Genomic DNA, 25,313 nt, shown 5'->3' on the forward strand with positions numbered 1-25,313 from the left:
CAATTATGTGAATGATAAATAAATAACAAAGGAAGCATATTTAAAATGAAAACACCAATAATTGTAAAAATGGAGATATATCCAGTAGCAGGTTATGACAGCATGCTATTGAATTTAAGCGGCGCTCATGGTCCTTACTTTACTCGTAACTTAGTTATTTTAACAACTAATAATGGACTTACTGGTGTAAGCGAAGTGCCAGGAGGTCATTCAATTACCAACACTTTAAATGACACAAAAGATATTGTTTTAGGTAGTTCTATTGGAAACTATAAACATGTGCTTCAAGAAATACAAAAAAAGTATGGTTACCGCGATGCAAGTGGTCGTGGAACACAAACTTTTGATTTACGTACGACGATTCATGTTATTACTGCTGTAGAAACTGCCTTTTTAGACATAATGGGTAAATACCTTCACGTTCCCGTTGCTGCATTATTAGGTGACGGCCAACAACGTGAAAATGTTGGTATTTTAGGTTATTTATTTTTTATTGGTGATCCTTCAAAGACAGATTTACCCTATATTAAAGACGATGATAATTCTGATGAATGGGGTAAATTACGTCGTAAACCTGCTATGGATGCTAAATCAATAGTTAAATTAGCAAGAGCTGCAAAGGATCGCTATGGTTTTAAAACCTTTAAATTAAAGGGTGGAGTTATGGACGGTGAAAAAGAAGTTGAAGTAATGAAGGCTCTCCATAAAGCATTCCCCACTGCAAAACTCGATCTAGATCCAAATGGCAGCTGGTCATTGAAAGAAGCTTTAAAGTATGCTGGTGAACTTAAAGGTGTTCTGCATTATATTGAAGATCCTTGTGGTGCTGAAGATGGATTTTCTGGACGTGAAATTCTTTCAGAATTCTTGAAAAAAACTCATATGCCAACCGCAACTAATATGGTGGATACGGACTGGCGTCAAATGTCTCATGCCATTGCATTAAACGCAGTTTCAATCCCACTAGCCGATCCTCATTTCTGGACAATGGAAGGTGCTGTTCGAGTTGCACAATTATGTGAAGCATTCGATTTAAATTGGGGCATTCATTCCAACAATCATTTCGATATCTCGTTAGCAATGGCCGTTAATACTGCAGCAGCTGCACCGGGAAATGTCTACGATATCGATACTCATTGGATTTGGCAAGATGGTCAAAACTTAACTAAGAATCCATATAAAATTGAAAATGGGAAAATCACTGTGCCACACACAAACGAAGGCCTTGGAATAGAACTTGATATGGATGCTGTTAAAGCCGCAAATAAACTTTACATTGACAAAGGACTTGGTGCACGTGACGATGCAAAGGCAATGCAATATCTGATCCCAGGTTGGAAGTTTGATCCAAAACGACCTGCCTTAGTTCGTTAATATAAACAATTCACGCAAAGCAACAAATTACTGTATTCAACAATTGTAGATATATTAAAATGCTTTCTAAAATATAACTAACCACACAAAAAGGCCTTGAACTCCACAGTTCAAGGCCTTTATTTTTACTACTTTTCAAAGAAATCGTTCGCAATATCCTGATAAGCATTAATCGTATCGAGATAACTCGATAGTGTCGTGTACTCGTTAATCTGGTGTGACGTGTTGTTCTTATCGGGACCTAACAAGATCACGGCCATTTTGTCGTTTTCCTGAACGTAAACACTCGCATCAGTTGCACCGTTATTGACAATCAACTCTGGTTTACGATTTTGATAATCCTTTTTAGTAACCTCGTAAGCATCCTGGACGAACTGATTGTCCTTATCGGTTTCAATTGGATAAAAGTTGTGAACCAACTTAAATTCGAGGTGATATGGCGTCTCGTCGTTCACTTTATCAACGATTGATTGAATCAATTCAATCACGTTGTCGTTATTAAATGAAGGGGTCGGACGGACATTTCCAAGCAAACTAGCCGAACCAGGAATGATATTAACCTGTTCTCCACCGTTAATGACGGTGATACTGTGCTGGACTTTGCCAAGCACTGGATCAACTGGTAAATCGTTGAAGAAATCCGGCTCAGCCTGAATGTATTTAACCAAACCAGTAATGGCGTTCAATCCCAAGTCAGGAGTCGAACTGTGCGCTGGTTTTCCGGTACTCGTGATCTGATAGTTCAAACTTCCAGAGTGGGCATAGGTGACATCCCCATCAGAGGGTTCACCGACAATCATAGCGTCCACATCGTCAATATACTTTGGTTCAATCTTATAAGCACCAGGAGCACCGAATTCTTCTCCTGAAGTCGCAATCAAACGAATCTTCCCATCAGGAACTTCGCCCTTATCAGCTAACTCACAGAGCGCAATCACCTCGGCCGCTAGCCCACTCTTCATGTCAGCGGCACCACGACCGTAGATCTTGTCACCCACGATTTCACCCTTAAACGGATCATGCTTCCAATTTTCCGGATGAGCAACTGCCACCGTGTCTTGGTGTCCCTCTAAAGCCAGTACTTTCCCAGATTCACCAGTTCCAAGTTCAGCAATCAAGTTGGCGCGGCCGTCGCCAAACGGAAAAATCTTACTGTCAATGCCGTGCTTTTTCAGCAGCTTCGACAAGTACTCTGAGATCTCAATTTCATTACCGTTGACGGACTTAATCTGAATTAGATCCTGTAAAATTTTGATTTTCTCTGCTTTTTCCATTCTTAAACACCCTTCTTTAAATTCTTATTTATTAACCGCGATCGGCGTGGTTAGCAAACTTGGCCCAGACGTCACCAACAACTTGAATAATCAGAACCATGATGACAACTAGGATCGTTGCGACCAAGGTCGTGTCGTTTGCGAAGCGGTTGTACCCGTATGAGATGGCCATGTTACCAAGACCACCAGCACCAATGGCACCGGCCATAGCGGTTAAACCAACTAAACTAATCAAAGTTACGGTTGATACTCGAATCAACTCTGAACGCGCTTCACTGAGGTACACACCGAAAATCAAGTCCCAGTTCGTGGCCCCTAGTGATTCCGCCGATTCAATGATGCCATGATCGACACTCTCCAGGGCGACTTGGACCTGCCGCGCATAAAACGGAAAGACTCCGACTGATAGAGGTACTAAAGCGGCCGTCGTTCCGATTTGGGTTCCAACGATCTTCTGCGTAACTGGGGCAATGAAGGCCAGCAAGATGATAAATGGAACGGCTCGGAATAGCGAAACAACTTTGTCGATGATCCAGAACAGTGGATGACATGGCATAATCCCGTTATCCGCAAAAATCACTAAACAAACTCCAAAAATGATTCCTGCAATCCCACCAAAGATTGCGGACCAAAACGTCATGTAAATTGTCTGATTAACGGCTGTGATCCAGCCTTCTTCACCATTTAATCCCTGTGAAACCACGTTGGGAAAATGAGTTGCAAACCAAGCTCCCATTATTCTGCCTCCTTCAATTCAGTGACCTTGATGTCTTGACCATTAAGGTACTTAACCGCTGCTTCTTGATCCTCTTGACTTCCAAGTAAATCAACAATCAACGTTCCAACGACCTGCTCACCCAATTTTTCAATATTACTGTAGATGATACTTGCCGAAATATGGAACTTCTCGTACAAGCTCACGATGATTGGATCGCTAATGTCATCTGATAGATACGTCAACTGAACTAGATTTCGCTTGTTAACGTCAATGTTCATCGACTTCAAGATTTCAAGTGCGTTGAAACTGTTTCCAACAATCTTTCTGGTAGTTGGATTCTTCGAATCAACGAAGATATCAAGTAGATTACCAACATCAACCACTTTTCCTTGACTCATGATGGCAACTTCCTGACAAATCCGTTTGATGGCTTCCATTTCATGGGTGATCAGAATAATCGTTAAGCCATATTTCTCGTTCAATTCTTTCAGTAAATCCAAGATTTGATCGGTATTTTTAGGGTCAAGTGCGGAAGTAGCTTCGTCAGAAATCAAAATCTTAGGGTCGTTAGCGAGCGCTCTAGCAATCGCAACTCGTTGCTGTTGACCACCAGAGAGTTGGGATGGATAGGCTTTTAAGTAATCACCCAAACCAACAATGTCGAGCATCTTCTTGGCTTTCGCTTCACGTTCCTTTTCCTTTAGACCACTGTGTTTTAATCCGAACTCAACGTTGCGTTGGACGTTTTGTTCTTCTAGCAGATTAAAATGCTGAAAAATCATTCCAATTTGGCGCCGTTCGTCACGCAACTCTTTCGTATTAATTGAAGAAACTTGGTCGCCTTCTTTTTTATAGAAGGTTTTCCCAAACACATCGACTTCCCCGTCGGTTGGTTTTTGTAGCAGGTTAATGGTTCGAACTAACGTCGATTTACCGGCACCGGAGTAGCCAGCAATTCCGAAGATTTCACCTTTGGGAATTTTCAACGATACGTCTGAAACGGCGTGAATCACATTCTTTTTTTGTTTGAACGTAACTGAGACGTCCTTGAATTGCACAATATTATTACTCATTAGTTCCTCCTAAAATTTACGATTCCAAGCAGGAATTTCGGTGTTTCCATAATATTTCTTGACCAGTTGCTCGGTCTTCTTGGTCTGGAATGATTTTACAACGTCTTTGTAGTTCTTGTTATTCTTCTGGTCCTTGTTAGCAGCAATCAAATTGATCCACTGTTTCGAATCATTGTTGAGTGGTTCGGTAAAGATCGTTTCCTTATCACCTAAGTGAGCGGGAACGGCGTAAGTGTTATTAATAACGGCACCATCGACACTGTTTAGTACTCGTGGGGTTTGTGATGCGTCCACTTCCTTGAAATTCAAGTGCTTGGGATTACTCTGAATGGCGTTTAATCCTAAAAAGCCCTTCTGGTTTTTCAAAGTGATAAGTCCCGCGTTCTTAAGGAGGTAAAGCGAACGACTCTCATTGGAAGTATCGTTTGGAACGGCAATCGTCCCACCATCCGGAATGTCCTTAACGTTCTTGTACTTCTTTGAATAAAGTCTGATAGGAGCGATATAGGTGTTACCAACGGAAACAATGTCAGAATGATTTTGCTTATTCCAGTTATCTAAGAAGGCATAATGTTGAAATGAGTTCAAATCAATCTCGTGTTGAGTCAAAGCCTTGTTCGGTTGCGTGTAATCAGTGAAGTGGGTGAACTTAATGTTAACCCCATACTTCTTCTTAGCAGTCTCAGCGACTGACTTCCAAATCTCATCGTCTGATTTAGAGCCGCTCATTAGACCGACGTTAACGGTCTTTTTACTTTCAGCAGAGTGTCTGGCAAAACTAAACCAACCTAACCCAACGATCACAACCACAATGATAATTCCAATAATCCACTTAATACTTCTCCTCATGATGTCCACTTCCTAATTTTTATTTGATTGCTTAATTCATTAAATTAAATAAAAAAAGCATCCGCCCTTTAATTAAAAAGGACGAATGCTTTCGTGTTACCACCTTAGTTTACAGTTACCCTTTCAAGTAACTGCCTCAAAGACTACTCTAGTCGACGTCTGAACTAGAAGAGCCTTGCGATGATATCGGTAGCAACCCCGTCGCTGGTTCGAAATTCTTGCCAGTAAATGATTAAAAGTCCATATTCCCCGAATTCATCTCATCCCTTCACACCGACCAGAGACTCTCTTAGAAAATTCAACGGGTACTCAGCTTTTCCATCTCGTTTATTTAATTTGTTGTAAGTATACTAATCCGTCGACCAATATCTGTCAACAAAAATTTTAATTATTTTTTAAAACTAGCTAGTGAACCCATTGGGTCCCAAGGTTCAAGCATCTTAGGTGCCTGTTTTTGTTCCTCAAGTTGCTTGTCAGACATGTACTTCTTGTTGATAACGGTCTGGTAAACAAATTCGTTGAACCAGTCGTCACTCATGACGAAGTAACCTTTTTCACCGACCTTTTCACCCCAGCTGTTTTCAACCTTCCACTTGGTTGGTTGATCATCAACTAGGTCAACGCCAGTAATTACCATGGCGTGGGTCATCATGCTTTCCTTGTAGTCAAGTCTTGCACCCTTACTCATCTTCAGGTCAGTGCTGAACAAAGCATCCTTGTGGTACAAGTGCGTATCCATGATGCCCTTTTTACGGTCAGAATCTTGGACAACGTCACAGCCGAACCAAACGGCCTCGCCGTTCTTTAGCTGTTTTACAGCTAAGTCTTTCAATTCATCAATCTTCAGGTTTAAATGCTTAACCTGTCTGCCACAAACCACGTTGCCTAACATTTCAATCGTGTAGGTCTGGTCAAAGGGCTTGTCACCAGTTGGTGAGTTAATCAATGAAACGTAGTCTTCCAGGTTGATGTTGACGTACTTATCAAAGAACTCTTTCGGAGTCAGGTCTTTATCAATGTGGTACTTATTGTCAGTATCACGGTATTCAAAATCAAAGCGCTTCGTTGGGCGACCCAGAGAATATGCCAAGATGCGGTAAACATCGTTTAACATCTCACTCTTAGTTGATTCAAGTTTTTCTTCGGTCGCACCGTCCTTCACCATTTGACGCAAAACTTCGGCATCACGTCTTAGTTTCAGGTTTAAAGTCTGATTCAATTCGTCAGAACGATTACTATTGTAAGTTTCAACCATGGTTGAACTTGGAACAACTCCGTACTTTTCAATGATGGCGCACAACATGTCCCACTGGCCCCCATCTTGTTGTGGGGTTTCCATTAAGAAGTCGATCTTGCGTGAACCTAATGGTTGATCAGCGGTTTTAATCACGTTTTCTAAGAAATAGTTGGACTTTTCAAACTTATCCCAGAAGTTAACGTAGTTTTGTGATAATTCAAATTTTGGTGAAACCTTGTAGTTTTCGGCAATCTTAAAACGCATGGTGTTAAGTGCTGAAAACATCCAGCACCTTCCACTTTGCTTCTGATCAGCAACGTGTTGTTCGGGAACTTCGACCGAGAAAACTCGTTTCATTTTTTCATCAGCCTTGTAATCAGCAGCACTGTTGTTAATGCCATTATGAGAGACGGCCCGTTCTAAGACCAGACTGTCGTCTTTGTCTTCATAACTTTTTTCATACCATTCCAGGTCTTGCGGATTAATTGCTTTCTTATCCAAAATGATCACTCCTTAATATTTTTCTTGTCAGTATTGTATCACTTGTCCTCTCCTTTGAGACACTTTTAACTTGACCAATCCTAATCAAATCTCAATTTCAATCGTTAATCAAAAACTTGCATAACTAAACCCCTTCACAAAGGGATTCTCATCCGCTAAAAGTTACATAATCAAAGATGTGTATCATTTTCATTATTTAGCTCCCATTACCCATGTCACAAGTTTTGTAACGTCAAGTAAAAACGTTGATATAACGTCACTTGCTTTAAAAATTTATTAAGATTCTTAAGAAAAATATAAAAAACGTATTTACTTTTGTGAAACACGCGCGTATATTCGACAAAAAGCAAAACAGCAAACATGGAGGTGTTTCATTTGAACCATAAGAAGATATTTTCAGTAGCATTCATTGGTGCCGCTTTAGCACTGATGCTTACTGGTTGTTCTTCTGGAAGTAGTAAATCGGGGAGTAAGGACATGGCAGTCAACTCCAGCGATATTATTTCTACGATGGACTCAAGTATGGTAACGGATAGTATTGGAGCGCAAAACCTAAACAACACGATGGAAGGTCTTTATCGCTACAATAACCGCAAGATTGAACCTGGCATTGCGACCAAAGTCGTTACCCCAACCAAGGGTGGAACTCAGTATAATTTCGATCTGAGAAACGCCAAATGGTCAAATGGAGACCCCGTGACCGCGTATGACTTTGTCTACGCATGGAGAAGAATCGTTGATCCAAAGACGGCTTCTCAATACTCCTACATTTTCGAGGGAGTTAAAAACGCTGACAAAATTACCAACGGGAAGGCTTCACCAACGACTTTAGGAGTTAAGGCCATTGGTCCCCATAAGTTACAAGTTAATCTGTCGCAACCAATTCCCTACTTCAATTCTCTCTTAACTGGTGCGTCATACTTGCCACTTAATCAGAAGGTCGTTGAAAAAGCGGGAAGTCAGTATGGATTAAACAGTAAGGACATGGTATTCGATGGACCATTCAAGTTAGATAAATGGCAGGTTGGAAACACCGCCTGGACCGAGAGTAAGAACCACTCGTACTGGAACCAAAAGAACATTAGATTGAACGCCGTTAAATACTACGTTGTTAAAGATCCCAATACCGGACTTAACTTGTACTCTAGTCACGTAATTGACCAGTACAACGGCCTAACCGGCGATTCAGCTAACCAACTGAAAAACGAAAAAGACTTCTCAACGAAACCAACTTCAAGTACTTTCTACATTGAGATGAACGAGAAGAAGGATCCGTTCTTCAAGAACACCAAGATTAGACAGGCCATTGGGCATTCAATCAATCGGCAACTCCTCTCTAACCAAGTGTTAGGTAAGACTGCTACACCGGATTCAAGTGTCGTTCCAGCTAAGATGAGTTGGAACAAACAAACGGGAGTCGACTTTAAAGACGAAAGTCAAAGTAAACAGGATGCAAATTATAACGACTACAATCCTAAGTTAGCTAAAAAGCTTTGGACTGAGGGTCTAAAGGAGACCGGAAAGAAAAATCTCAACTTAACCTTATTAGGTGACGATACCGATTCTTCCTTAAAACAATCCGAATTCTTGCAGGCTGAACTCCAGAAATTGCCTGGACTAAAAGTGACCCTTTCAAACGTGCCATTTAAGAACCGACTTCAACGTTCTTCTAGTGGGGACTTCGACATGGTTGTCTCAGCTTGGAACGCCGACTTCCCAGATCCAGTGACCTTCTTGAACCTCTTTGAAACCGGTGGCGCTATGAACGATGGTCACTGGTCCAATAAAGAGTTTGACCAACAAATCAAACAAGCATCTGATAAAAACGCCGGCAACTATCAAGCCCGCTGGCAGAACCTCCTGAACGCTCAGACCATCTTGACTAAGCAAGAAGGAGTCGTTCCACTTTACCAGCAAAACACCGCTGCTCTTACCAGAAGCGACGTTCACAATTACAACCTGTCACCAAACGGGAATTTCAATCTCGCGGCTACCTACAAGAAATAAAGAGAGGTAAATTAAAATGACTAAATACATCATCCGTCGAATTTTCTACCTAGTCCTCACTTTATTCATTGTTGCTTCGGTTACCTTCTTCCTGATGAAATTTTTACCCGGTACGCCTTACTCAAACCAGGCAAAACTCCAGCCAAGTCAAATCGCAATAATGAACCAAAAGTACGGATTAAACAAATCACTTTGGGATCAGTACTTAATCTACATGGGAAATTTACTCCACGGAAATCTAGGTACTTCATTTCAATTTAACAACCAACCAGTTACTCAATTGATTGCCCATGACATTGGTCCTTCAATGCAGATTGGTACCCAAGCCATGGTTGTTGGTTCTGTTCTTGGAATCATCCTTGGTGCCGTTGCCGCCATCAAGAAAAATACCTGGGTTGATTCAAGTGCCACCTTCATCTCAATCCTTGGAATCTCAATCCCAAGTTTCGTTTTAGCCGTTCTGCTTCAGTACTACTTCGGCTACAAACTGCAATGGTTCCCAGTTGCCCTCTGGCAGAACTTCAGTTCCAGTATCCTACCGACGCTAGCGTTAGCCGCATTTCCACTTGCAAACGTCGCCCGGTTCATGAGAACTGAAATGGTTGATGTCTTAGACAGTGACTACATTGAACTGGCAAAAGCCAAGGGTGATTCGGAAAGAAAGACGATTACGCATCATGCGCTAAGAAACTCACTGATTCCCGTTATCACCATCGTTGGTCCCATGGCCGTTTCAATCATGACCGGTTCACTGGTGGTTGAAAACATCTTCTCAATTCCTGGAATTGGTAATCAATTCGTTCAGTCCATTCTGACGAACGATTACCCCACCATCATGGGACTCACAATTTTCTACTCATTCTTATTAGTTGTCATTATCTTAGTTGTCGATATTCTCTATGGAATCATCGATCCACGAATCAGACTAGGAAACGGAGGTAAAGAATAATGGCCGAAAACTTACCACCACTTGAAGATCAGTTCCAGTTCGCAAGTGACGATCTTTCAAACTTGGACACTGAATCGGAATCAATTAACACCCCATCTTTAACGTACTTTCAAGACGTTAAACGAAGACTAGTTCGAAATAAAGTTGCCATGACTTCTTTGATTCTATTAGTCATTATCGCCCTAGTCGCAATCTTCGCCCCGATTCTTTCACCACACGATCCAAACGCTCAAAACGTCCTGTATGCGAACTTACCACCAAAGTGGGGTTCACTTAACATCCCCGGTCTAAATGGGATTCACGAAGCCGGTGGCCACATGGTCAACGCATATCAAGCAGAACACGTTCCAAAGGGAACCTACTACATCATGGGGACCGACTACCTTGGTCGTGACCTCTTCTCAAGAATTCTCTACGGGACCCGGTTATCACTGTTTATCGCGGTCGTTGCGACAGCCGTCGACCTCTTAGTCGGTGTTCCTTACGGTTTAATCTCGGGTTGGGTCGGTGGTGCCGTTGACACCTTCATGCAGAGAATCGTTGAAATCCTTTCATCAATTCCTAACCTAATCGTCGTTGTTTTATTACTACTAATCCTTAAACCCGGAATCACTTCAATCATCATCGCCATTGCCTTTACCGGATGGATCACCATGTCACGTTTAGTTCGTGCTCAGACCTTTAAACTAAAGGAATCCGAATACGTCCTAGCCGCCAGAACCCTTGGTGAATCACCATTCAAGATTGCGATGAAACACCTGATTCCAAACCTCAGTTCTACTATCATTATTCAAACCATGTTTACCATTCCATCGGCCATCTTCTTTGAAGCCTTCCTAAGTTTCATTGGAATCGGGATTCCAGCACCAAACGCATCCCTTGGTACACTTCTAAACGATGGTCAGAAGGCCTTTCATTTCTTGCCATATCAAATGTGGGTTCCAGCAATCGTACTGTCTGTCATTATGATTACGACCAACCTGCTTGGAGATGGATTAAGAGATGCGTTCGATCCAAAATCTAAGTAAAGGAGACAGATAAGATGGCTCAAAAAGTTTTAGACGTTAAAAACCTGTCAATTGATTTTGCTACCCTAAACGGAACTGTGAAGGCCATTCGTGACGTTAGCTTCCACCTTGATAAGGGAGAAACGCTCGCCCTTGTTGGTGAATCTGGTTCAGGGAAATCAATCACCGTGAGAACTATCATGCGTCTTCTAGCTGATAACGAAACCATCACCAACGGTACAATTGATTTTGAAGGCAAAGATATTTTAAAAGAATCCAAAAAACAAATGGACAAGATTCGTGGTGGCAAGATTGCCATGATTTCTCAGGATCCCATGACCTCACTGGACCCCACCATGAACATCGGTAATCAAGTGGCTGAACCACTCCGAGTTCACGAGGGAATGTCCAAAGGAAAAGCCTTAAAGCGGGCGGCCGAGGTACTAGAAGAAGTCGGCATTCCCAACGCGAGAGAACGGATGCGCGACTATCCCCACCAATTTTCTGGTGGTCAAAGACAAAGAATCGTGATTGCGATGGCTATTATTGACCATCCTGATGTTCTAATCGCCGACGAACCGACTACCGCATTGGACGTTACGGTTCAAGCTCAAATCATTAAGCTACTAAGAGAGTTAAAGGACAGAATTGGAACGTCGATTATCTTCATCACTCATGACTTAGGAGTGGTTGCCAACATCGCCGATCGAGTAGCCGTCATGTACGCCGGTAAGATTGTCGAGTATGGAACCGTTGACGACATTTTCTACAATCCACAACATCCCTACACGTGGGGACTACTTGATTCCATGCCAACTTTATCCATGAAGAGTGATCGATTAAACACGATTCCGGGTACCCCACCCAACTTGATTAACCCACCAAAGGGTGACGCTTTCTACGCTCGAAACAAGTACGCTTTAAAGATTGACCATGAACAACAACCACCCTTCTTCAAGGTAAGTGACAGCCATTACGCCGCCACCTGGTTGTTAGACAAGCGAGCTCCAAAGGTTACCCCACCGGAATCAATTCAAAAGCGTCAGGCTGAATTTAAGAAACGAGGTGAAAACGACCATGACTAAAAAGGACCCAATTGTTTCAGTTAAACATTTAAAACAATACTTTAACGTCGGAAAGCCCGACGAAGTTAAGGCCGTTGACGACATCTCATTCAACATTTATCCCGGTGAAACGCTGGGACTGGTTGGTGAATCTGGTTCTGGTAAAAGTACGACTGGAAGAGACATCATTCGTTTATACGACCCAACTGATGGTGAAATTGACTTTGAGGGGCAAAACATCTCGAAGCTAAAACGCAAACAGATGAAAAACCTCCGAAGTCAGATGCAGATGATCTTTCAGGATCCGTATGCCTCACTGAACCCACGAATGAAAGTGGAGGACATCATCGCCGAAGGCCTTGATATCAATCATTTGGTTAAAAATTCCGATGAACGAGATAACCGAGTTCGAGAGCTCCTTCACCTTGTTAACCTAAACGAAGAACATGCCAGTCGTTACCCTTACGAGTTCTCCGGTGGCCAGAGACAACGAATTGGAATCGCAAGAGCCCTAGCGGTTAAGCCTAAGTTCATCATCGCTGATGAACCAATTTCCGCCCTGGACGTTTCCGTTCAGGCTCAGGTCGTAAACCTAATGCAGGACATTCAAGAAAAAGAGGGTCTAACGTACCTATTCATCGCTCATGACCTTTCAATGGTGAAGTACATTAGTGACCGAATCGCCGTTATGTACGCTGGTAAAATCGTGGAAATGGCTGATACCGATGAGTTATACAACCATCCACTTCACAAGTACACCCAGAGCTTGTTGTCAGCAGTGCCAGTCCCTGACCCTCACTCAGAGAAACAGCACAAGATTATCAAGTTCGACCACAGTCAACCATTTAAAGAAGACCAATACCTTCAGGAAGTCCGTCCTGGTCACTGGCTGTACTGCAGTGATGAGGAAGCCCAACAATACAAATAACCGTTTCAAAAACGTTCGATTGAAAATAAATTCAGTCGAACGTTTTTTATTTCTCTCAATTCACCCTTCAATTGCGGGAGTGACAAGGGAATGGTACTATTAGTGTGAATAATGAATTCAATCACAAGATGGAGGTTTATCTCAATGAATAACACTAACGAAAAATTCTGCGTTAAATGCGGCAAGAAGATTCCCAAAGAAACGAAGTTTTGTCAATATTGTGGTGCCAAACAGCCAGAAATCAATTCGACCCCGCATAATGAGTCACAACCAAGTCCAGCAAGTATGCAACCTAAGACTACTAGCAATCAGGGCAATCCCGAAACCATCAGTACCCTTCTACTGGTGTTCGGTTGGATTTCCGCCGTTTTATCGACCCTCTTTATCCCCATCGTGTTTGGAATTATCGGAATTGTCCTTGGCGCAATCGAACTTAAGTATCACCAAAACGCTGGAATTATTTTGATAATTGCGTCGGTCGTTTTGATGATCATTGGAATTATTTTCGGGATGGTCATGGGTTCACAAGTATTTTGAAAGTAGGATGAAATCTAATGAATAATACAAAGTTTTGTGTCAACTGTGGTAAAAGATCAAAAAAGACGCGAGCTTTTGTCCGTATTGTGGAGTTGAGCAGCCACAGACAACCAAGCAACAACCCAAAACCAGTCCGACTGAAAATCATCCCCAAAACAATAAAAGTAACTTGAAGAAACTGCTAGGTGGGATTGGAACCATTGTCCTTGCCGTTATTTTCGGTTTGAACTTCTACTTTAGGGCACGTCATGTTTTCCCTAATCAGGATACGAATGCTAGTAGCGTGATTAAGTCGATTAATCATACAGCACGTCCTGATAATGATGCACCTAATGGAGCTTCATTAAGTGATGAGCTTAGTGAAGCACATGCCACGTTAATGTACAATACGAAAGACAAATCATATAAATTTTACATAAAGCATCCAAACGATAAAAAGAATGCAAATTATGGTAGCTTCTACTTGATCAAGGCCAAATTACCACACCAAAATCAGTCATTTTACATGTATAAAGTTCTAAACAATGACGATTCTAACGAAGATCCTAAAAAACTCCCCTTACAATTAGCTAGTAGTCTCACTGATACTTTCCACCTAACTAAAACCGCTATTAATATAAATTGGGGAAATAATATGAAATCGGGAAAACACTTTGTTATGGGTCCACAACAATAATAGTTAGTAAAAAAACACTGCCCATTAAGCAGTGTTTTTTACTAACTATTTTAATTTCTTCAAGTAGCTAACATCTGGTCCACCAAAGCGATTGCCTTCGTCCACAGAACTAAACAGCATGAAAATGAAAACGATGATACTTCCAACAAATGGAATCAGTTGTAACCACCAGAAACCAGCTGAATAATTGATGTCATGAAATCTACGACAGGTAGAAGTGATTTGTGCAATACCCGCGGCAACACCAAAAACAAGAAATGCAATTTCAATCAATATTGTAATCGCGTATGCCACCGAAGAATCTATACTACCGAACACAAACATCAAGAAATAAAAAGCAACTGTAATTAAACATACATCTAAGTATGACCACCAATACGACGCCCTGCTCATTCTTCCAGAAATATGAAACATGTTCCCAAATAAATCCTTAAACGATGTAATCATGTTAGGTGATGAATATTCAGAACGAATATCCACTCCATTATCAGATTCTGGACGATAAGTCTGCTGCTCATTATTAGTTTCTTGATAACCATAATTAGCCTGTTGATTATCAGTGCTTTGATTACTTTGGGCATCAGCCATCTCGGGTTGAGCTTGACCGCAATAAGGACAGAATTTAACATCCGCCTTTAACAACTTGCCACAATTGGGACAGTGCTTGGTGTCATCCATCGTAAAACCTCCATAGTATGTATTTAAATCGATGCTAATGTAACATCTACTTTTATTTTACACTATTTGCCATGTCAAAATAGGCGAAAATGAACATTTTTGAACTATCTCCGTCAATTTGAGTCTGAATTGCCAAGTTAAAGGCACCATCACAATTATTTTCTTTCACAATATCTCTAATTTTATTAAAAGCTTCCTGTTGAAAATCCCGCAAAATCTGATCATCATCTGGAATATAGTGGTCACTTAATGCCACTGACCCGTTTTGATTGAATTCATATCCCTCAGGAATCGCACCAGCTGAAACAGGAATCACAATTTCAGGTTGACCATCGTCTTGTTTTTCATTTGAGCCAACTTCAACCGTAGTTGTCTCCTCTTCCTGATTCATTTCTTCCAACTCATCAATAGTAGGTTGTTTGTACCCACATTTCGTACAGAACTTCACGTCAACTGGAATTTCAGCTCCACAGTTAGGACAAAATCTTGTTTTTAAAGTCATTTTAATCTCTCCTTTTAATATGTACTAAAAGAACTCTGACACCTTGCCAGAGTCCCATTATTTAGTTAAATACCATTCCACCATCAATCAAAAGTGACTGACCAGTCATGTAGTTAGAGTCAGGACCAGCTAAAAATGAAACACAGCCAGCCACGTCTTCAGGTTTTGAAAGTCGTTTCAAGGCAATGTTTTTTGCAAACTGTTCCATTCCCCATTCAAATGGTTTCCCGGCTTCATCAGCCACATTTTGGGCAATATCATTCATCATGGGAGTGACCACGATGCCAGGGCAGTATGCATTAACGGTAATCCCGTCATCGGCAAGTTCCTTGGCGGTTGTTTCAGTAATTCCTCTGATAGCGAACTTAGTTGAACCATAAACGGTCAAGTTCTCATTACCGGTCATCCCAGCTTGAGATGAAGCATTAATAATCTTACCGCCATGCCCAAGTTCTTTGAACTTCTTAGCGGCAGCCTGGATTCCCCAAATAGTACCACCCACGTTAATTTTTTCGGCTTGTTCCAGGACCTCTGGAGTAACGGCCTGGATTGGTGTGGTTGGCGCAATTCCAGCGTTGTTCACAATCACGTTGAAGTCACCAAAATGTTTGGCAGCCTTTTCAACGGCTGCAAAAACTTCGTCACGATTGGCAACATCGGTTTTAATGGCAATGGCGTCCCCATTGTCACTTTGAATCCCTTTAGCAACCTCTTCCATCTTATCCAAATGACGACCAACCAGTGCCACGGAAAAGCCATCTTTACTCAATCGTTTGGTAATAGCCTCTCCGATTCCTTGTCCAGCACCTGTCACTAGAGCCACTTTCTTATCCATCGTTCAATTTCCTCACTTACTATAATAATCAATCTTTATGTTAATTTTATCACAGCTAAATGCTTCTAAGATATAAAAAACGGAAAACTATTCTTAGTTTTCCATTCTTACTTATTTAATTTAAATGCCAGTTCAAAAATAAATCATGATTAACCAGTATATAATCTATATATTTTGTATTTTAATTTAATTGATTGGTAACAATTTGTTGGTAATTAAGCCAAAGTGCTGTATATGGAGAATTACTATTAAGCTGCCATGGTTTGGGTTTACCACAGAAATGAATTATAACCGTATTTTTCATAACCCAATCAAGGTCTTCTTTTCCCCCACTACGAGTTAAATAATTTAAGGATTGACGCGCATCAAAATTCCAGATATCTTCAGAGATTTCCTTGGTATCATTGCCATATAAATAATTTAGAATATCTTGATCTGGTAAAATTAGATAATCATTGTACTTTTTAATAGTATCAATAATGTCTTGAAGCCTAATTTTTTTACGCATTTGATCCAAATCCATTACCATAACTCCTGAATTATAATAACCCCCATCGGTATCAAGACGTAGATTATTAATAGATCTCATAATGTCAGTAAGCCCTTTATGAACTGCAGCCGCAAACATTTTTCCATCTAGGGGGAGATTCCAAAGAGGTTGAATGTCGTTAATAGCTAAAAGATCAGGATCCAAATAAATTACTTTTTTTAAATCTTTTGGTAGAACATTACCACATAATAATCTAAAATACATTTCTTTTGGATAATGATAAACACTTAAAAAAGAATCTGGAATTTTTAAATTTTGACCCGTTTGGATTGATTGAAGTTCCATATGCAGTTCACCAGCATAATTAATAAGTTGTTGATCATTTTCTGGTGTAAAATCAGCTTGTAAAACCCAAATTCTAAAATTAACATCTGGATTGTTAAGTTTAAGTGAATATAACATAATTTTTAATGGATTAATGTACCCTTGATTGATAGTTACAAGAATTTCAATTGGTTGTTTTGTAGTCATATTTTACTCCCATAATTTATTTGATATTATTTCACCACATTTGAATATATTTCTCAACAATTATGTATAAATAATGGGAAGCCATCTCACGGCTTCCCATTTATCAATTATTCTTCATTTTGCAGTCTAGAATGATGAATCCCGTAAACAAAGTAGATCACAATTCCCAGTGCTAACCAACCAATTACCGCAATCTTGGTCACGTTCGGTAACATGATGATGAAGTAGATACTCATCAGTCCGGCTAGGATTGGCAGGTAGGGGTAAAGTGGCATCTTGTAACCAGTATTCTTGATGTCCTTTCTTCGTCTCAATGGAATAATTCCAAATGAGATAAAGGCAAACGCAACCAAAGTTCCAGCGTTAATCAATGAAACTAGTTGGGTCAAAGGAACGACCCCGGCAAAGATGGCCTGAATGATGACGGCTAACCAAACCGCGTAGGTTGGAATTCCAGTCTTGTGGTTAATCTTCCCCATTTTCTTAGAAATTAGTCCATCACGTCCAAGCGAGTAAACCAGTCGGGAACTCCCGATGACCATGGTAACCATAGCGGTGAAAATCCCAAACAGTGCTCCAATCGTGATGGCCTTGTTCATAAAGTTCAGGTGCACCATGGAGAATGCCAAAGCGGCCGGATCGTCAACGTTTAGTAGTGAGTAATGAACCATTCCGGTCAGGACCAAAGAGAACCCGACGTATAGGACGGCCGCAATCAGAACGGTTCCAAGGATTCCCTTGGCCATATTCTTATTAGGATTAATGGTTTCAGCCGAATTTGATGCCAACGCGTCAAAGCCCATGAAAGCAAAAAAGACGGTGGCAGCGGCGGTTGAGATTCCCCCTAAACCAAACGGTGGAGTGTGAAATTGTTTCGGGTAAAACGGAACGTAGTTGCTTGACTTGATGTAAAAAACACCCACAACGATAAACAAAACAATGATGCCAATCTTGACCAGCACGGCAACGTTCTCAATCTTCTTGGAAAAATTAGTTCCCATTAAAGCGAGTAATCCAACTAACAGGGTAATGACAACGGCACTGATGTTGACAATTCCACCTTCCATCGGTCCACTTTGAAGAAACTTCGGAATGTTAATCCCAATGGCGGCTAAAATATTGTTATTAAAGTACGAAGCAAATCCAGTGGCCTCAGCGGAGACTGCCAAGAAGTACTCTAAGATTAGTCCCCAACCAAGAATCCACCCGATGATCTCGCCGTAAACGACGCTTCCAAAGGAGTATGCTGAACCAGCAACGGGCATTGCCGACGAAAACTCGGCATACGCCATGCCCACGACCCCAGCTAAGATGGCAGCAAGCAAGAATGCCAGTGCGACTGCTGGTCCTGCGTGTAAAGCTGCTTCGTGTCCTGGAAGAATAAAGATCCCAGTTCCGACAACGGCTCCGACGCCCAGACCGATTAGATCTTTAGCGGTCAGTGTTCGCTTTAAGCCGGCATCGGCTTTGACGAAACTAGCAACCGATTCTCTCTTGAACATATTATGCATATGCATCACTCCTTTTCATTTGTATTGCATTGAATTGTACCGTGAAAAAAAGATGATGACAATTACTTTTTAAAGATTTTCTTAAATAAAAAAAGAACTGGGATGCAATGGTCTCAGTTCTTAGTTAATTTTTTTACTTTTTAACCGCCCACTGTGGTTGTTCACCATTTAGGACTTTTACAATTTCACTGGCAGCGTCATGCGCCATCCGGTTCATGCATTCCACCGTGTTAGAGGCAATGTGCGGTGTTAACAAGACGTTATCCAGCTTGTAGAGTGGACTGTCCATTGGTAGCGGTTCAGAATCAAACACGTCCAGGGCAGCGGCCTTAATTTCGTGACTCTTTAAAGCGTCGATTAGATCATCTGTATTAATGAGTGCTCCACGAGCCAAATTAATGAGAACCGCCGAGTTGTCCATCATCTCAAATTCACGTTTACCAACGCTTTGTTTAGTAGAGGGTAGCACTGGCATGTGTAAAGTGACGATATCTGAATCAGTAAAGATGGCATCGCGATTAACCGCTTTCCCGTATTCAGAGTCTTCAGCATGGGGTGAATTGTAGATGACATTCATCCCCAGTCCACTCACCTTCTTAGCGACCATCTTACCAATCCGGCCGTAACCGAGAATTCCGAGGACTTTGCCCTCTAAATCAAAACCCATATGATCTTTCTTGTAGTTCCAGTTCCCCTTACGCATCTCGTGCGAATCATTGGTAACGTTCTTTGATACGTCAAAGATTTCGGCTAACGTCGTCTCCGCAACCGTTGAGGCATTGGCGAGTGGCGTAATTGTTACATATATGCCATGTTGTACCATAAAGGGAACGTCGATGTTGTCATAACCCACACCGTTTCTAGCAATGATCTTTAAGTTTGGCATCTTTTCAATGGTGTCATTTGGAAACGGGGTCGTGCCAATCAGGATGCCATAAGCATCGGCGGCCATATCAAGCAACGTTGAAATCTTCTTGTCAGGTAATTCCACAACATCAAAGCCACTGTCTTTCAGTAGCTGTTTTCCATCTGAAGCCAAACTTGCTTGTACTGCAACTTTTTTAGCCATCATAATCTCTCCCATCTACTTACGATTCACTAACGTGTTCTTTTTTATAAAATTCATTTAATTCACTTGGAGTAGGATAGCCGTCGTTATCACCGGGCGTCTGAACCTGAAGCGCCCCAACGGCATTTCCACGCATGACCGCACTCTTTAGATTTTTGCCCTCTAATAGTGCGGTAATTACCCCGAGTGCAAACCCATCACCGGCACCAACCGTATCAACAACGTGGTCAACCTTGAAACCAGCTACCGTATACGAATCACCGTTTTTGATCTTCACATACGCACCATCCGATCCCAACTTAATGAGCACCGCGTTCGTGCGTTCACCATTTTGGAGGTAAAAGTCAGCAATTTTTTCTGGGTCATCACTTCCCATGAGGACCTTGCCTTCGTTTACACCTGGCATCACAATGTCAGCGTTTTTAGCCAATTCGTTAATCGTTTTAATCATTCGATCATGATCACCCCACAGTCTGGGACGCAGGTTTGGATCAAACGTTATCTTGATTTCATTATTAATCAATCGGTCCATTAATGCACGATATGAGCCTTCCGCTTCAGCTGACAAAGCCGGGAAGATCCCCGTTAGATGAGCCATTTTGACGTCGTCAAGATTAATCTCGTCAATGACTCCCCGTTTTAAATGCGAAGCAGCCGATCCCGTGCGATAGTTGAACGTCTGGGGATCACCGTGAGTCACCATCTGTTTTAATTGATGACCCGTCCAATGATTGGGATCGTCTTTAACATAGTCAATGCCAACGCCGTGGTCGATAATCACGTCTTTGGCGTATTTACCCAGCGGATCGGTTCCTACTTGAGACACATACTCAGCGGAATGTCCCAGTCGTTTAGCACCAATGGCCACGTTTAGTTCTGCCCCTCCGAGGATTTTTAGATAGTGGGTCGAATCAGCTAAAGTAGCGTCAGGATCGGTTGAGGCGAACGTTACCACTGGTTCACCAATTGTCAGAAATTCACTCATAATTTTCACCTTTCTTTAATCATCTATCCGAAGAATAAGTACACTAATATTTCGTTTAAAATGGAGACAATCCACATGACCGGAACTCCCAGTTTCAACAGTTGCTGAGGACGAACCTTCATGTAGTCAAGACCCCAGACGTTCCATGACTGAGTGATATCAGTTGAAACCGCCATCAGGGTTGGAACGTACATTAATGGTAACAAGAACATGTCGTTAAACATTCCGGTGGCGGAAAGGACGGCGGCCGTCGCTGCACCAGCACCCCAAACCTGAAGTGGACCTCTAAATAATGCTAAGGGAGCTAAGACTCCGATTCCAAGTGCTAGCAGTAAGTGACTATTTGGCAGGATGGCGCTGAAGATTCCCTTGAAACGACCAGCGTTTAACTGAGCCGCCCCGGCAAACATAACCAGTGCCATCAAGAACATGATTAAGCCCGAAATGTCGTTAATGGACTGTTTAATCGTGGCATTAAGAAACGTTTTGAATTTTTTATAACCATTCATCTTACCAGTTACAAGCATCGCTAGGATACTAGAAAGGATCAAGGCCGGAATGGCATCCCAGCCGAGCGCCATGTTCAAAATAACGGGAACAACTGGGATGGCGTACGCAATGTACGGAATCTTGTCGACGTCTCCTGGATCAGTTGCCCCGATTTTCTTCAGGTTGGCCTCGGCATTCTTTGGATTGAACGTGTGGCGTTTCATCACTAGAAACAAGATCACAGCGATTAGTTGCACCGCCATAGCGGCCCATCCAAACTCGAGGTAGTGCAGATTGTACTGAGCTTTGGGAAAGAAGGCCTTGATTTGGTTGAACAACACGACGTTAACGTACATGGCCGAGCCAATCGACAAGGCAAACGTCGTTAGGGCCACGTCTCGAGGAATCCCCAACGATAAAAGGATTGGTAACAAAATGACACCGATGGCAATGACCGAACCCACTCCGTAGGAACTAACAAACAACAGCGCCGTAACTAAGACAATCAGGATGGCAGCCAGTAAGGGATGCGATTTCCCAACCTTATTCGTTTTCTGTGAAATTGATGGCGCAATGCCACTGTCAACCAGCACCCGTCCAAACCACGAACCAAAGACAATGTAGATAATCGTCGAACCATACTTCAGAGCGGGTGTTGAGAAGACCGCCGTCAAAGCGGTGTGATATGGGATCAGGCCGATGACGGTCCAAAGAATCGCCATGACGAAGAACCCAATGGTCAGGTCTCCACCTTTAACAATGTAAAAGATAAAGCCAGCAAAGGTAATTAGTAACAGAATCGCAATAATGGTATTCATCAACTACATCACCTCATCTCTCAGCAACTTGACCTGACATTCAACGTGTTCGTCGTCTTCCATCGGAAATTCAAGCGCCAAATCCGCCGTTTTCGGTAACTCGTTCAGGATGTTTTTCCAATCAAACATGCCGTCGTTTAGATCGTCCGCGGTCTGTAAGTCATCTTCGTCAAACTGGTTGACGTTCTTTAGATGAATGTAATCGGTATACTGGTACAAAGAATCAGCCGCATAGTCCGCACTTTGATGGGTAAACGCCCAGTTGCCAAGGTCGTACACGTACTTAATGGGCAGCCCATTCTTTTTCGCTTGGTTTAAAAAGTGTTTAACATTAGCCATTTTGCCACTAACCTCGGTTTGATCGTTTTCCACGTTCATTTGAATCTGATCGAGTGGTAAACCGTCAAAAGCATGGGACAAATCACCGTCAAACGCCCGAAAGTTTCCCACGTTAAACTTGATTTTGGTAATTCCCATTCGTTGTCCCTCGTTGAAGTACTGCTTCAATTTAGGATTAACCGAACCATCCTTTAAAAACAGCTCATCGGGGACACTGTAATTAACTAGTAATCCCGTTCTCAATCTGGCATTATCAATCTCATCCAGTTCCTTTGAAAAATCCTTGATGTATTCTCGTCGAACCTCAATTCCGTCAACGTTCATTTGTTTCACGCGTGGGAATAACGCTGCCTGACTCGTACCGGCTTCGATGTCATTTACAAAGATCCATGTATTTAAAAACAATCGCATCAGTATTCACTCCTTTTTTAATTTGATACCGCTTTCATATTGATACTTATGGTAAACGTTTACATAAAAGTAGTCAATACTATTTGGTAATCTTTTTTCTAAAAATATGTAATCGTTTTCCGTGACACCATAAAAAAAGACCAGCCGCACTGGCTAGTCTTATTATTTTAAAATTGGGCTGGAATCTCAATTTTTTTCGCAATTGGTTGGGAATCACTCTCAATCCCCTCAATCAGGATCTGAGCTGCACTAACCCCAATCTGAAACGGATCCTGATTAATAACCTTGATTCCTGGATCAATATTATCTACCAGTGAAGTGTCAGAAAATCCCGTCATGTGCACCCCATCGGACTTCCGAATTACCCCATCCCGAATCAACTTGGGCAAAAACTTCAAGAGCCACCGTTCCTTTAAAGCAAAAATCAGCCCCCCATTTGTTTCTTCCAGGGCCTTTTTTAGTTTGGCGTATGCCTGATGAAATGAAGCCTCATCGTTTCCCGGTTGAATGATCGTGACGTGGTTCCCATAGACTGCTTTAATCCCGTTCAATCGTTGTTCTCGGGTAGAAACGTTTTTTACGTTATTTGTAATCACAAAGACGTGGCTTAATCCCTGGTCTTTAAAGTATCGCGCCGCTTTCTTACTGACCTCATAGTTATTGGTAACCACACTCGGCCACGGACTGCCCTTAATCTGCCGATCTAACATGACCACCGGTACATTTGTGGGAATTGAGCTTTGAAAGGCGTCCAGGTCGTTACTTAACGGCTGAATCAAGACGCCACCAAACATTTGTTGGTTAAGTGAATCCAAGGTTCCAAGTTCTCGTTGCTCATCACTATCGGAATCCATCAAGACCGCGATGAAGTTGTTCTTTTTTAAAACCGAATTAACACCCTTAAAAATCTCCGTGGAAAAGTAATCATCAACATCCGCCGCAATGACCGCCACCAATCGACTTTGCTTGGTAATGAGCTGTCTGGCGGATTCGTTTGGCACGTAGTTCAACTTCTTGATCGCTTCGGTGACCCGCTTCGCAGTAGCATCGGACATGTGGTTGGTTTTTCCGTTTAAGTAGCGTGAGATGGTGGCAGTTGACACTCCTGCTTCTGACGCAACGTCTCTGATCGTAGCTACTGAACCCATTTGGATCACTCCCATCGTTTTTTTCATTCTACCATTTATTAAACCATTGTTTCAGACCAATAAAAGAATTCATCAATTAATTGATGAATTCTTATTGAGTTACTTAAATTTAAGGTTCCAAGCCGCCTGTTGATTAATCCCGGACTCTTTCTTAATCAGTTTAGCGGTTTTTTCGGTCTGATAGGCTTTCACTAATTTCTTGATTTTCTTGCTATGCTTGTCGCGCTTCTTTGCGGCAATGAAGTTGACCCACTTATGCGAATCCTTGGTAAATGGTGCCGTATAAATGGCCTTCTTCGGACTCAGGTTCGAACTCTCAGCGAAGTTCCCGTTCACAACGGAAGCTCCCGCTGAATTCAGTAATCGTGGCGTTTGCGAGGCGTCAACTTCCTTAATCTTCAGGTTCTTCGGATTACTTGTGATGTCTTTAACAGTAGTGAATGCCTTCTTCGGATTTAATTTAATCAGTCCCGCACTCTGGAGGACGTGTAAAGCCCGCGATTCGTTGTTAGTGTCGTTTGGCACTGCGATTGACGTTCCACTGGAAATTTCATTAACCGACTTAAACTGATTAGAGTAAATCCTCATCGGTTCAATCACGGTATCCCCAACCGGAACAATATCAGTGTGGTGAACTTCATTCCAATTGTCCAAAAATGGGTAGTTTTGGTAGGCATTCACGTCGATGTCTCCGTTAGTCAGAGCGTTGTTAGGCTGTGAATAATCGGTAAACGTCTGAAACTGAACGTTTAGGCCGTACTTATCCTTGGCGTCTTTAGCCACTTCGTTCCAGATGGCCTGTTCCTGTTTGGATCCGGCCATGATGCCAACGGTAATGGTGTTCGCTTCAGCTTCTGATTGGTGGAAAAAGCTGAAGTATCCGGCGATTCCAATAAACAATATAATTCCAATCCAAATTAAGTATTTAACCCATCTTCTCATCTGCGTTCCTCCCATTTATTAACCAAACAAAAAAGCATCCATCCTGTAAAAAGGACGAATGCTTCCGCGGTACCACCTTAGTTCATAGCCGTCTCACAACGACTACCTCAACGGTTACTTGTAAAAATAACCGGGCCATGATATCGGCGGCATCCCGTCACCAGCTCACGATTTACTGGTGAAAACTCCAAGTCCATCTTCAACAGCGCCAACTCATCTCATCGCACCAGCCTGAGACTCTCTTTGAGTTTCTTCTGCCTACTCAACTTTTCCGTTTAGTTAATTTATTGTTTTTAATGGTCGTTACTTTACATGCTTTAAAACTCAATGTCAATCATTTTTAAGAAAAAATAGAATAACTTTTAAAGTTA

24 protein-coding genes and 2 other annotated features are annotated in these 25,313 nt (G+C 42.0%); of the genes, 8 read left to right on the forward strand and 16 right to left on the reverse strand.

From position 1 onward, the window contains the following. Positions 1–45 precede the first annotated feature (45 nt). Entirely contained in the window at positions 46–1,374 is a 1,329-nt protein-coding gene (locus AC6UD6_RS01615; RefSeq protein WP_500695427.1) for an enolase C-terminal domain-like protein, read from the forward strand. A gap of 128 nt (positions 1,375–1,502) precedes the next feature. Here the strand turns inward: AC6UD6_RS01615 and AC6UD6_RS01620 are convergent, their stop codons facing one another. The 5 genes from AC6UD6_RS01620 to AC6UD6_RS01640 all read right to left on the reverse strand — a co-directional run bounded on the left by AC6UD6_RS01620 (position 1,503) and on the right by AC6UD6_RS01640 (position 7,026). Further along, complete coding sequence (locus AC6UD6_RS01620; RefSeq protein ID WP_500695428.1) at positions 1,503–2,648, reverse strand: ArgE/DapE family deacylase; 1,146 nt, start codon at positions 2,646–2,648, stop codon at positions 1,503–1,505. Between the two features lie 31 nt (positions 2,649–2,679). Beyond that, entirely contained in the window at positions 2,680–3,384 is a 705-nt protein-coding gene (locus tag AC6UD6_RS01625) for a methionine ABC transporter permease (protein WP_500695429.1), read from the reverse strand. Then, on the reverse strand, positions 3,384–4,439 hold the full coding sequence (locus tag AC6UD6_RS01630) for a methionine ABC transporter ATP-binding protein (protein ID WP_500695430.1): 1,056 nt from the start codon (positions 4,437–4,439) through the stop codon (positions 3,384–3,386). Before AC6UD6_RS01630 ends, AC6UD6_RS01625 begins: the two co-directional genes overlap by 1 nt. A gap of 9 nt (positions 4,440–4,448) precedes the next feature. After that, positions 4,449–5,288 carry a MetQ/NlpA family ABC transporter substrate-binding protein gene (locus AC6UD6_RS01635; RefSeq protein WP_500695431.1) on the reverse strand — a complete coding sequence of 280 codons (840 nt, stop codon included), beginning with the start codon at positions 5,286–5,288 and terminating at the stop codon, positions 4,449–4,451. A gap of 74 nt (positions 5,289–5,362) precedes the next feature. Continuing rightward, positions 5,363–5,619: a binding site (T-box leader), on the reverse strand. 57 nt (positions 5,620–5,676) lie between these two features. After that, on the reverse strand, positions 5,677–7,026 hold the full coding sequence (locus AC6UD6_RS01640; RefSeq protein WP_500695432.1) for a C1 family peptidase: 1,350 nt from the start codon (positions 7,024–7,026) through the stop codon (positions 5,677–5,679). A 366-nt stretch (positions 7,027–7,392) separates the two neighbouring features. On the opposite strand from AC6UD6_RS01640, the gene AC6UD6_RS01645 reads away from it, so the two are divergent. The 7 genes from AC6UD6_RS01645 (at position 7,393) to AC6UD6_RS01675 (ending at position 14,194) form a co-directional block, all read left to right on the forward strand. Then, positions 7,393–9,033, forward strand: a complete 1,641-nt coding sequence (locus AC6UD6_RS01645) for a peptide ABC transporter substrate-binding protein (RefSeq protein ID WP_500695512.1) — start codon at positions 7,393–7,395, stop codon at positions 9,031–9,033. A 16-nt stretch (positions 9,034–9,049) separates the two neighbouring features. Next, complete coding sequence (gene opp3b, locus AC6UD6_RS01650) at positions 9,050–9,982, forward strand: oligopeptide ABC transporter permease (protein WP_500693318.1); 933 nt, start codon at positions 9,050–9,052, stop codon at positions 9,980–9,982. Next, positions 9,982–11,010 carry an ABC transporter permease gene (locus tag AC6UD6_RS01655; protein WP_500693317.1) on the forward strand — a complete coding sequence of 343 codons (1,029 nt, stop codon included), beginning with the start codon at positions 9,982–9,984 and terminating at the stop codon, positions 11,008–11,010. The genes opp3b and AC6UD6_RS01655 overlap by 1 nt, the downstream gene beginning before the upstream one ends. A gap of 14 nt (positions 11,011–11,024) precedes the next feature. Next, positions 11,025–12,074 (forward strand): ABC transporter ATP-binding protein, encoded by a 1,050-nt coding sequence (locus tag AC6UD6_RS01660; RefSeq protein WP_500695433.1) that lies wholly within the window; start codon positions 11,025–11,027, stop codon positions 12,072–12,074. Further along, entirely contained in the window at positions 12,067–12,981 is a 915-nt protein-coding gene (locus AC6UD6_RS01665) for an ABC transporter ATP-binding protein (protein ID WP_500695434.1), read from the forward strand. The genes AC6UD6_RS01660 and AC6UD6_RS01665 overlap by 8 nt, the downstream gene beginning before the upstream one ends. Positions 12,982–13,125: 144 nt before the next feature. Continuing rightward, the gene (locus tag AC6UD6_RS01670; RefSeq protein ID WP_500695435.1) at positions 13,126–13,518 is read left to right on the forward strand and encodes a zinc-ribbon domain-containing protein; all 393 of its coding nucleotides are present in this window, start codon (positions 13,126–13,128) and stop codon (positions 13,516–13,518) included. Between the two features lie 169 nt (positions 13,519–13,687). After that, positions 13,688–14,194 (forward strand): hypothetical protein, encoded by a 507-nt coding sequence (locus tag AC6UD6_RS01675; RefSeq protein WP_500695436.1) that lies wholly within the window; start codon positions 13,688–13,690, stop codon positions 14,192–14,194. A gap of 45 nt (positions 14,195–14,239) precedes the next feature. Here the strand turns inward: AC6UD6_RS01675 and AC6UD6_RS01680 are convergent, their stop codons facing one another. The 11 genes from AC6UD6_RS01680 to AC6UD6_RS01730 all read right to left on the reverse strand — a co-directional run bounded on the left by AC6UD6_RS01680 (position 14,240) and on the right by AC6UD6_RS01730 (position 24,942). Continuing rightward, a complete protein-coding gene (locus tag AC6UD6_RS01680; protein ID WP_500695437.1) occupies positions 14,240–14,872 on the reverse strand; it encodes a DUF805 domain-containing protein in 633 nt (210 codons plus the stop codon). A 52-nt stretch (positions 14,873–14,924) separates the two neighbouring features. Continuing rightward, the gene (locus AC6UD6_RS01685; protein WP_500695438.1) at positions 14,925–15,374 is read right to left on the reverse strand and encodes a zinc ribbon domain-containing protein; all 450 of its coding nucleotides are present in this window, start codon (positions 15,372–15,374) and stop codon (positions 14,925–14,927) included. A gap of 61 nt (positions 15,375–15,435) precedes the next feature. After that, entirely contained in the window at positions 15,436–16,209 is a 774-nt protein-coding gene (locus AC6UD6_RS01690) for a (S)-acetoin forming diacetyl reductase (RefSeq protein WP_500695439.1), read from the reverse strand. A 181-nt stretch (positions 16,210–16,390) separates the two neighbouring features. Beyond that, the gene (locus tag AC6UD6_RS01695; protein ID WP_500695440.1) at positions 16,391–17,230 is read right to left on the reverse strand and encodes a glycosyltransferase family 8 protein; all 840 of its coding nucleotides are present in this window, start codon (positions 17,228–17,230) and stop codon (positions 16,391–16,393) included. A gap of 107 nt (positions 17,231–17,337) precedes the next feature. Continuing rightward, positions 17,338–18,741 carry an APC family permease gene (locus AC6UD6_RS01700; RefSeq protein ID WP_500695441.1) on the reverse strand — a complete coding sequence of 468 codons (1,404 nt, stop codon included), beginning with the start codon at positions 18,739–18,741 and terminating at the stop codon, positions 17,338–17,340. Between the two features lie 133 nt (positions 18,742–18,874). Next, positions 18,875–19,810 (reverse strand): phosphoglycerate dehydrogenase, encoded by a 936-nt coding sequence (locus AC6UD6_RS01705; protein WP_500695442.1) that lies wholly within the window; start codon positions 19,808–19,810, stop codon positions 18,875–18,877. Positions 19,811–19,829: 19 nt separating this feature from the next. Continuing rightward, positions 19,830–20,795, reverse strand: coding sequence for a sugar kinase (locus tag AC6UD6_RS01710; protein WP_500695443.1), 966 nt, complete (start codon positions 20,793–20,795; stop codon positions 19,830–19,832). 23 nt (positions 20,796–20,818) lie between these two features. Then, positions 20,819–22,105, reverse strand: coding sequence for a Na+/H+ antiporter NhaC family protein (locus AC6UD6_RS01715; RefSeq protein ID WP_500695444.1), 1,287 nt, complete (start codon positions 22,103–22,105; stop codon positions 20,819–20,821). Then, on the reverse strand, positions 22,106–22,852 hold the full coding sequence (locus tag AC6UD6_RS01720) for a sugar phosphate isomerase/epimerase family protein (protein ID WP_500695445.1): 747 nt from the start codon (positions 22,850–22,852) through the stop codon (positions 22,106–22,108). Between the two features lie 167 nt (positions 22,853–23,019). Then, on the reverse strand, positions 23,020–24,000 hold the full coding sequence (locus tag AC6UD6_RS01725; RefSeq protein ID WP_500695446.1) for a LacI family DNA-binding transcriptional regulator: 981 nt from the start codon (positions 23,998–24,000) through the stop codon (positions 23,020–23,022). A 99-nt stretch (positions 24,001–24,099) separates the two neighbouring features. Continuing rightward, a complete protein-coding gene (locus tag AC6UD6_RS01730) occupies positions 24,100–24,942 on the reverse strand; it encodes a MetQ/NlpA family ABC transporter substrate-binding protein (RefSeq protein WP_500695447.1) in 843 nt (280 codons plus the stop codon). A 47-nt stretch (positions 24,943–24,989) separates the two neighbouring features. Further along, positions 24,990–25,223: a binding site (T-box leader), on the reverse strand. Positions 25,224–25,313: the final 90 nt, after the last annotated feature.

This window comes from Fructilactobacillus sp. X8R2C1 (assembly GCF_059900955.1).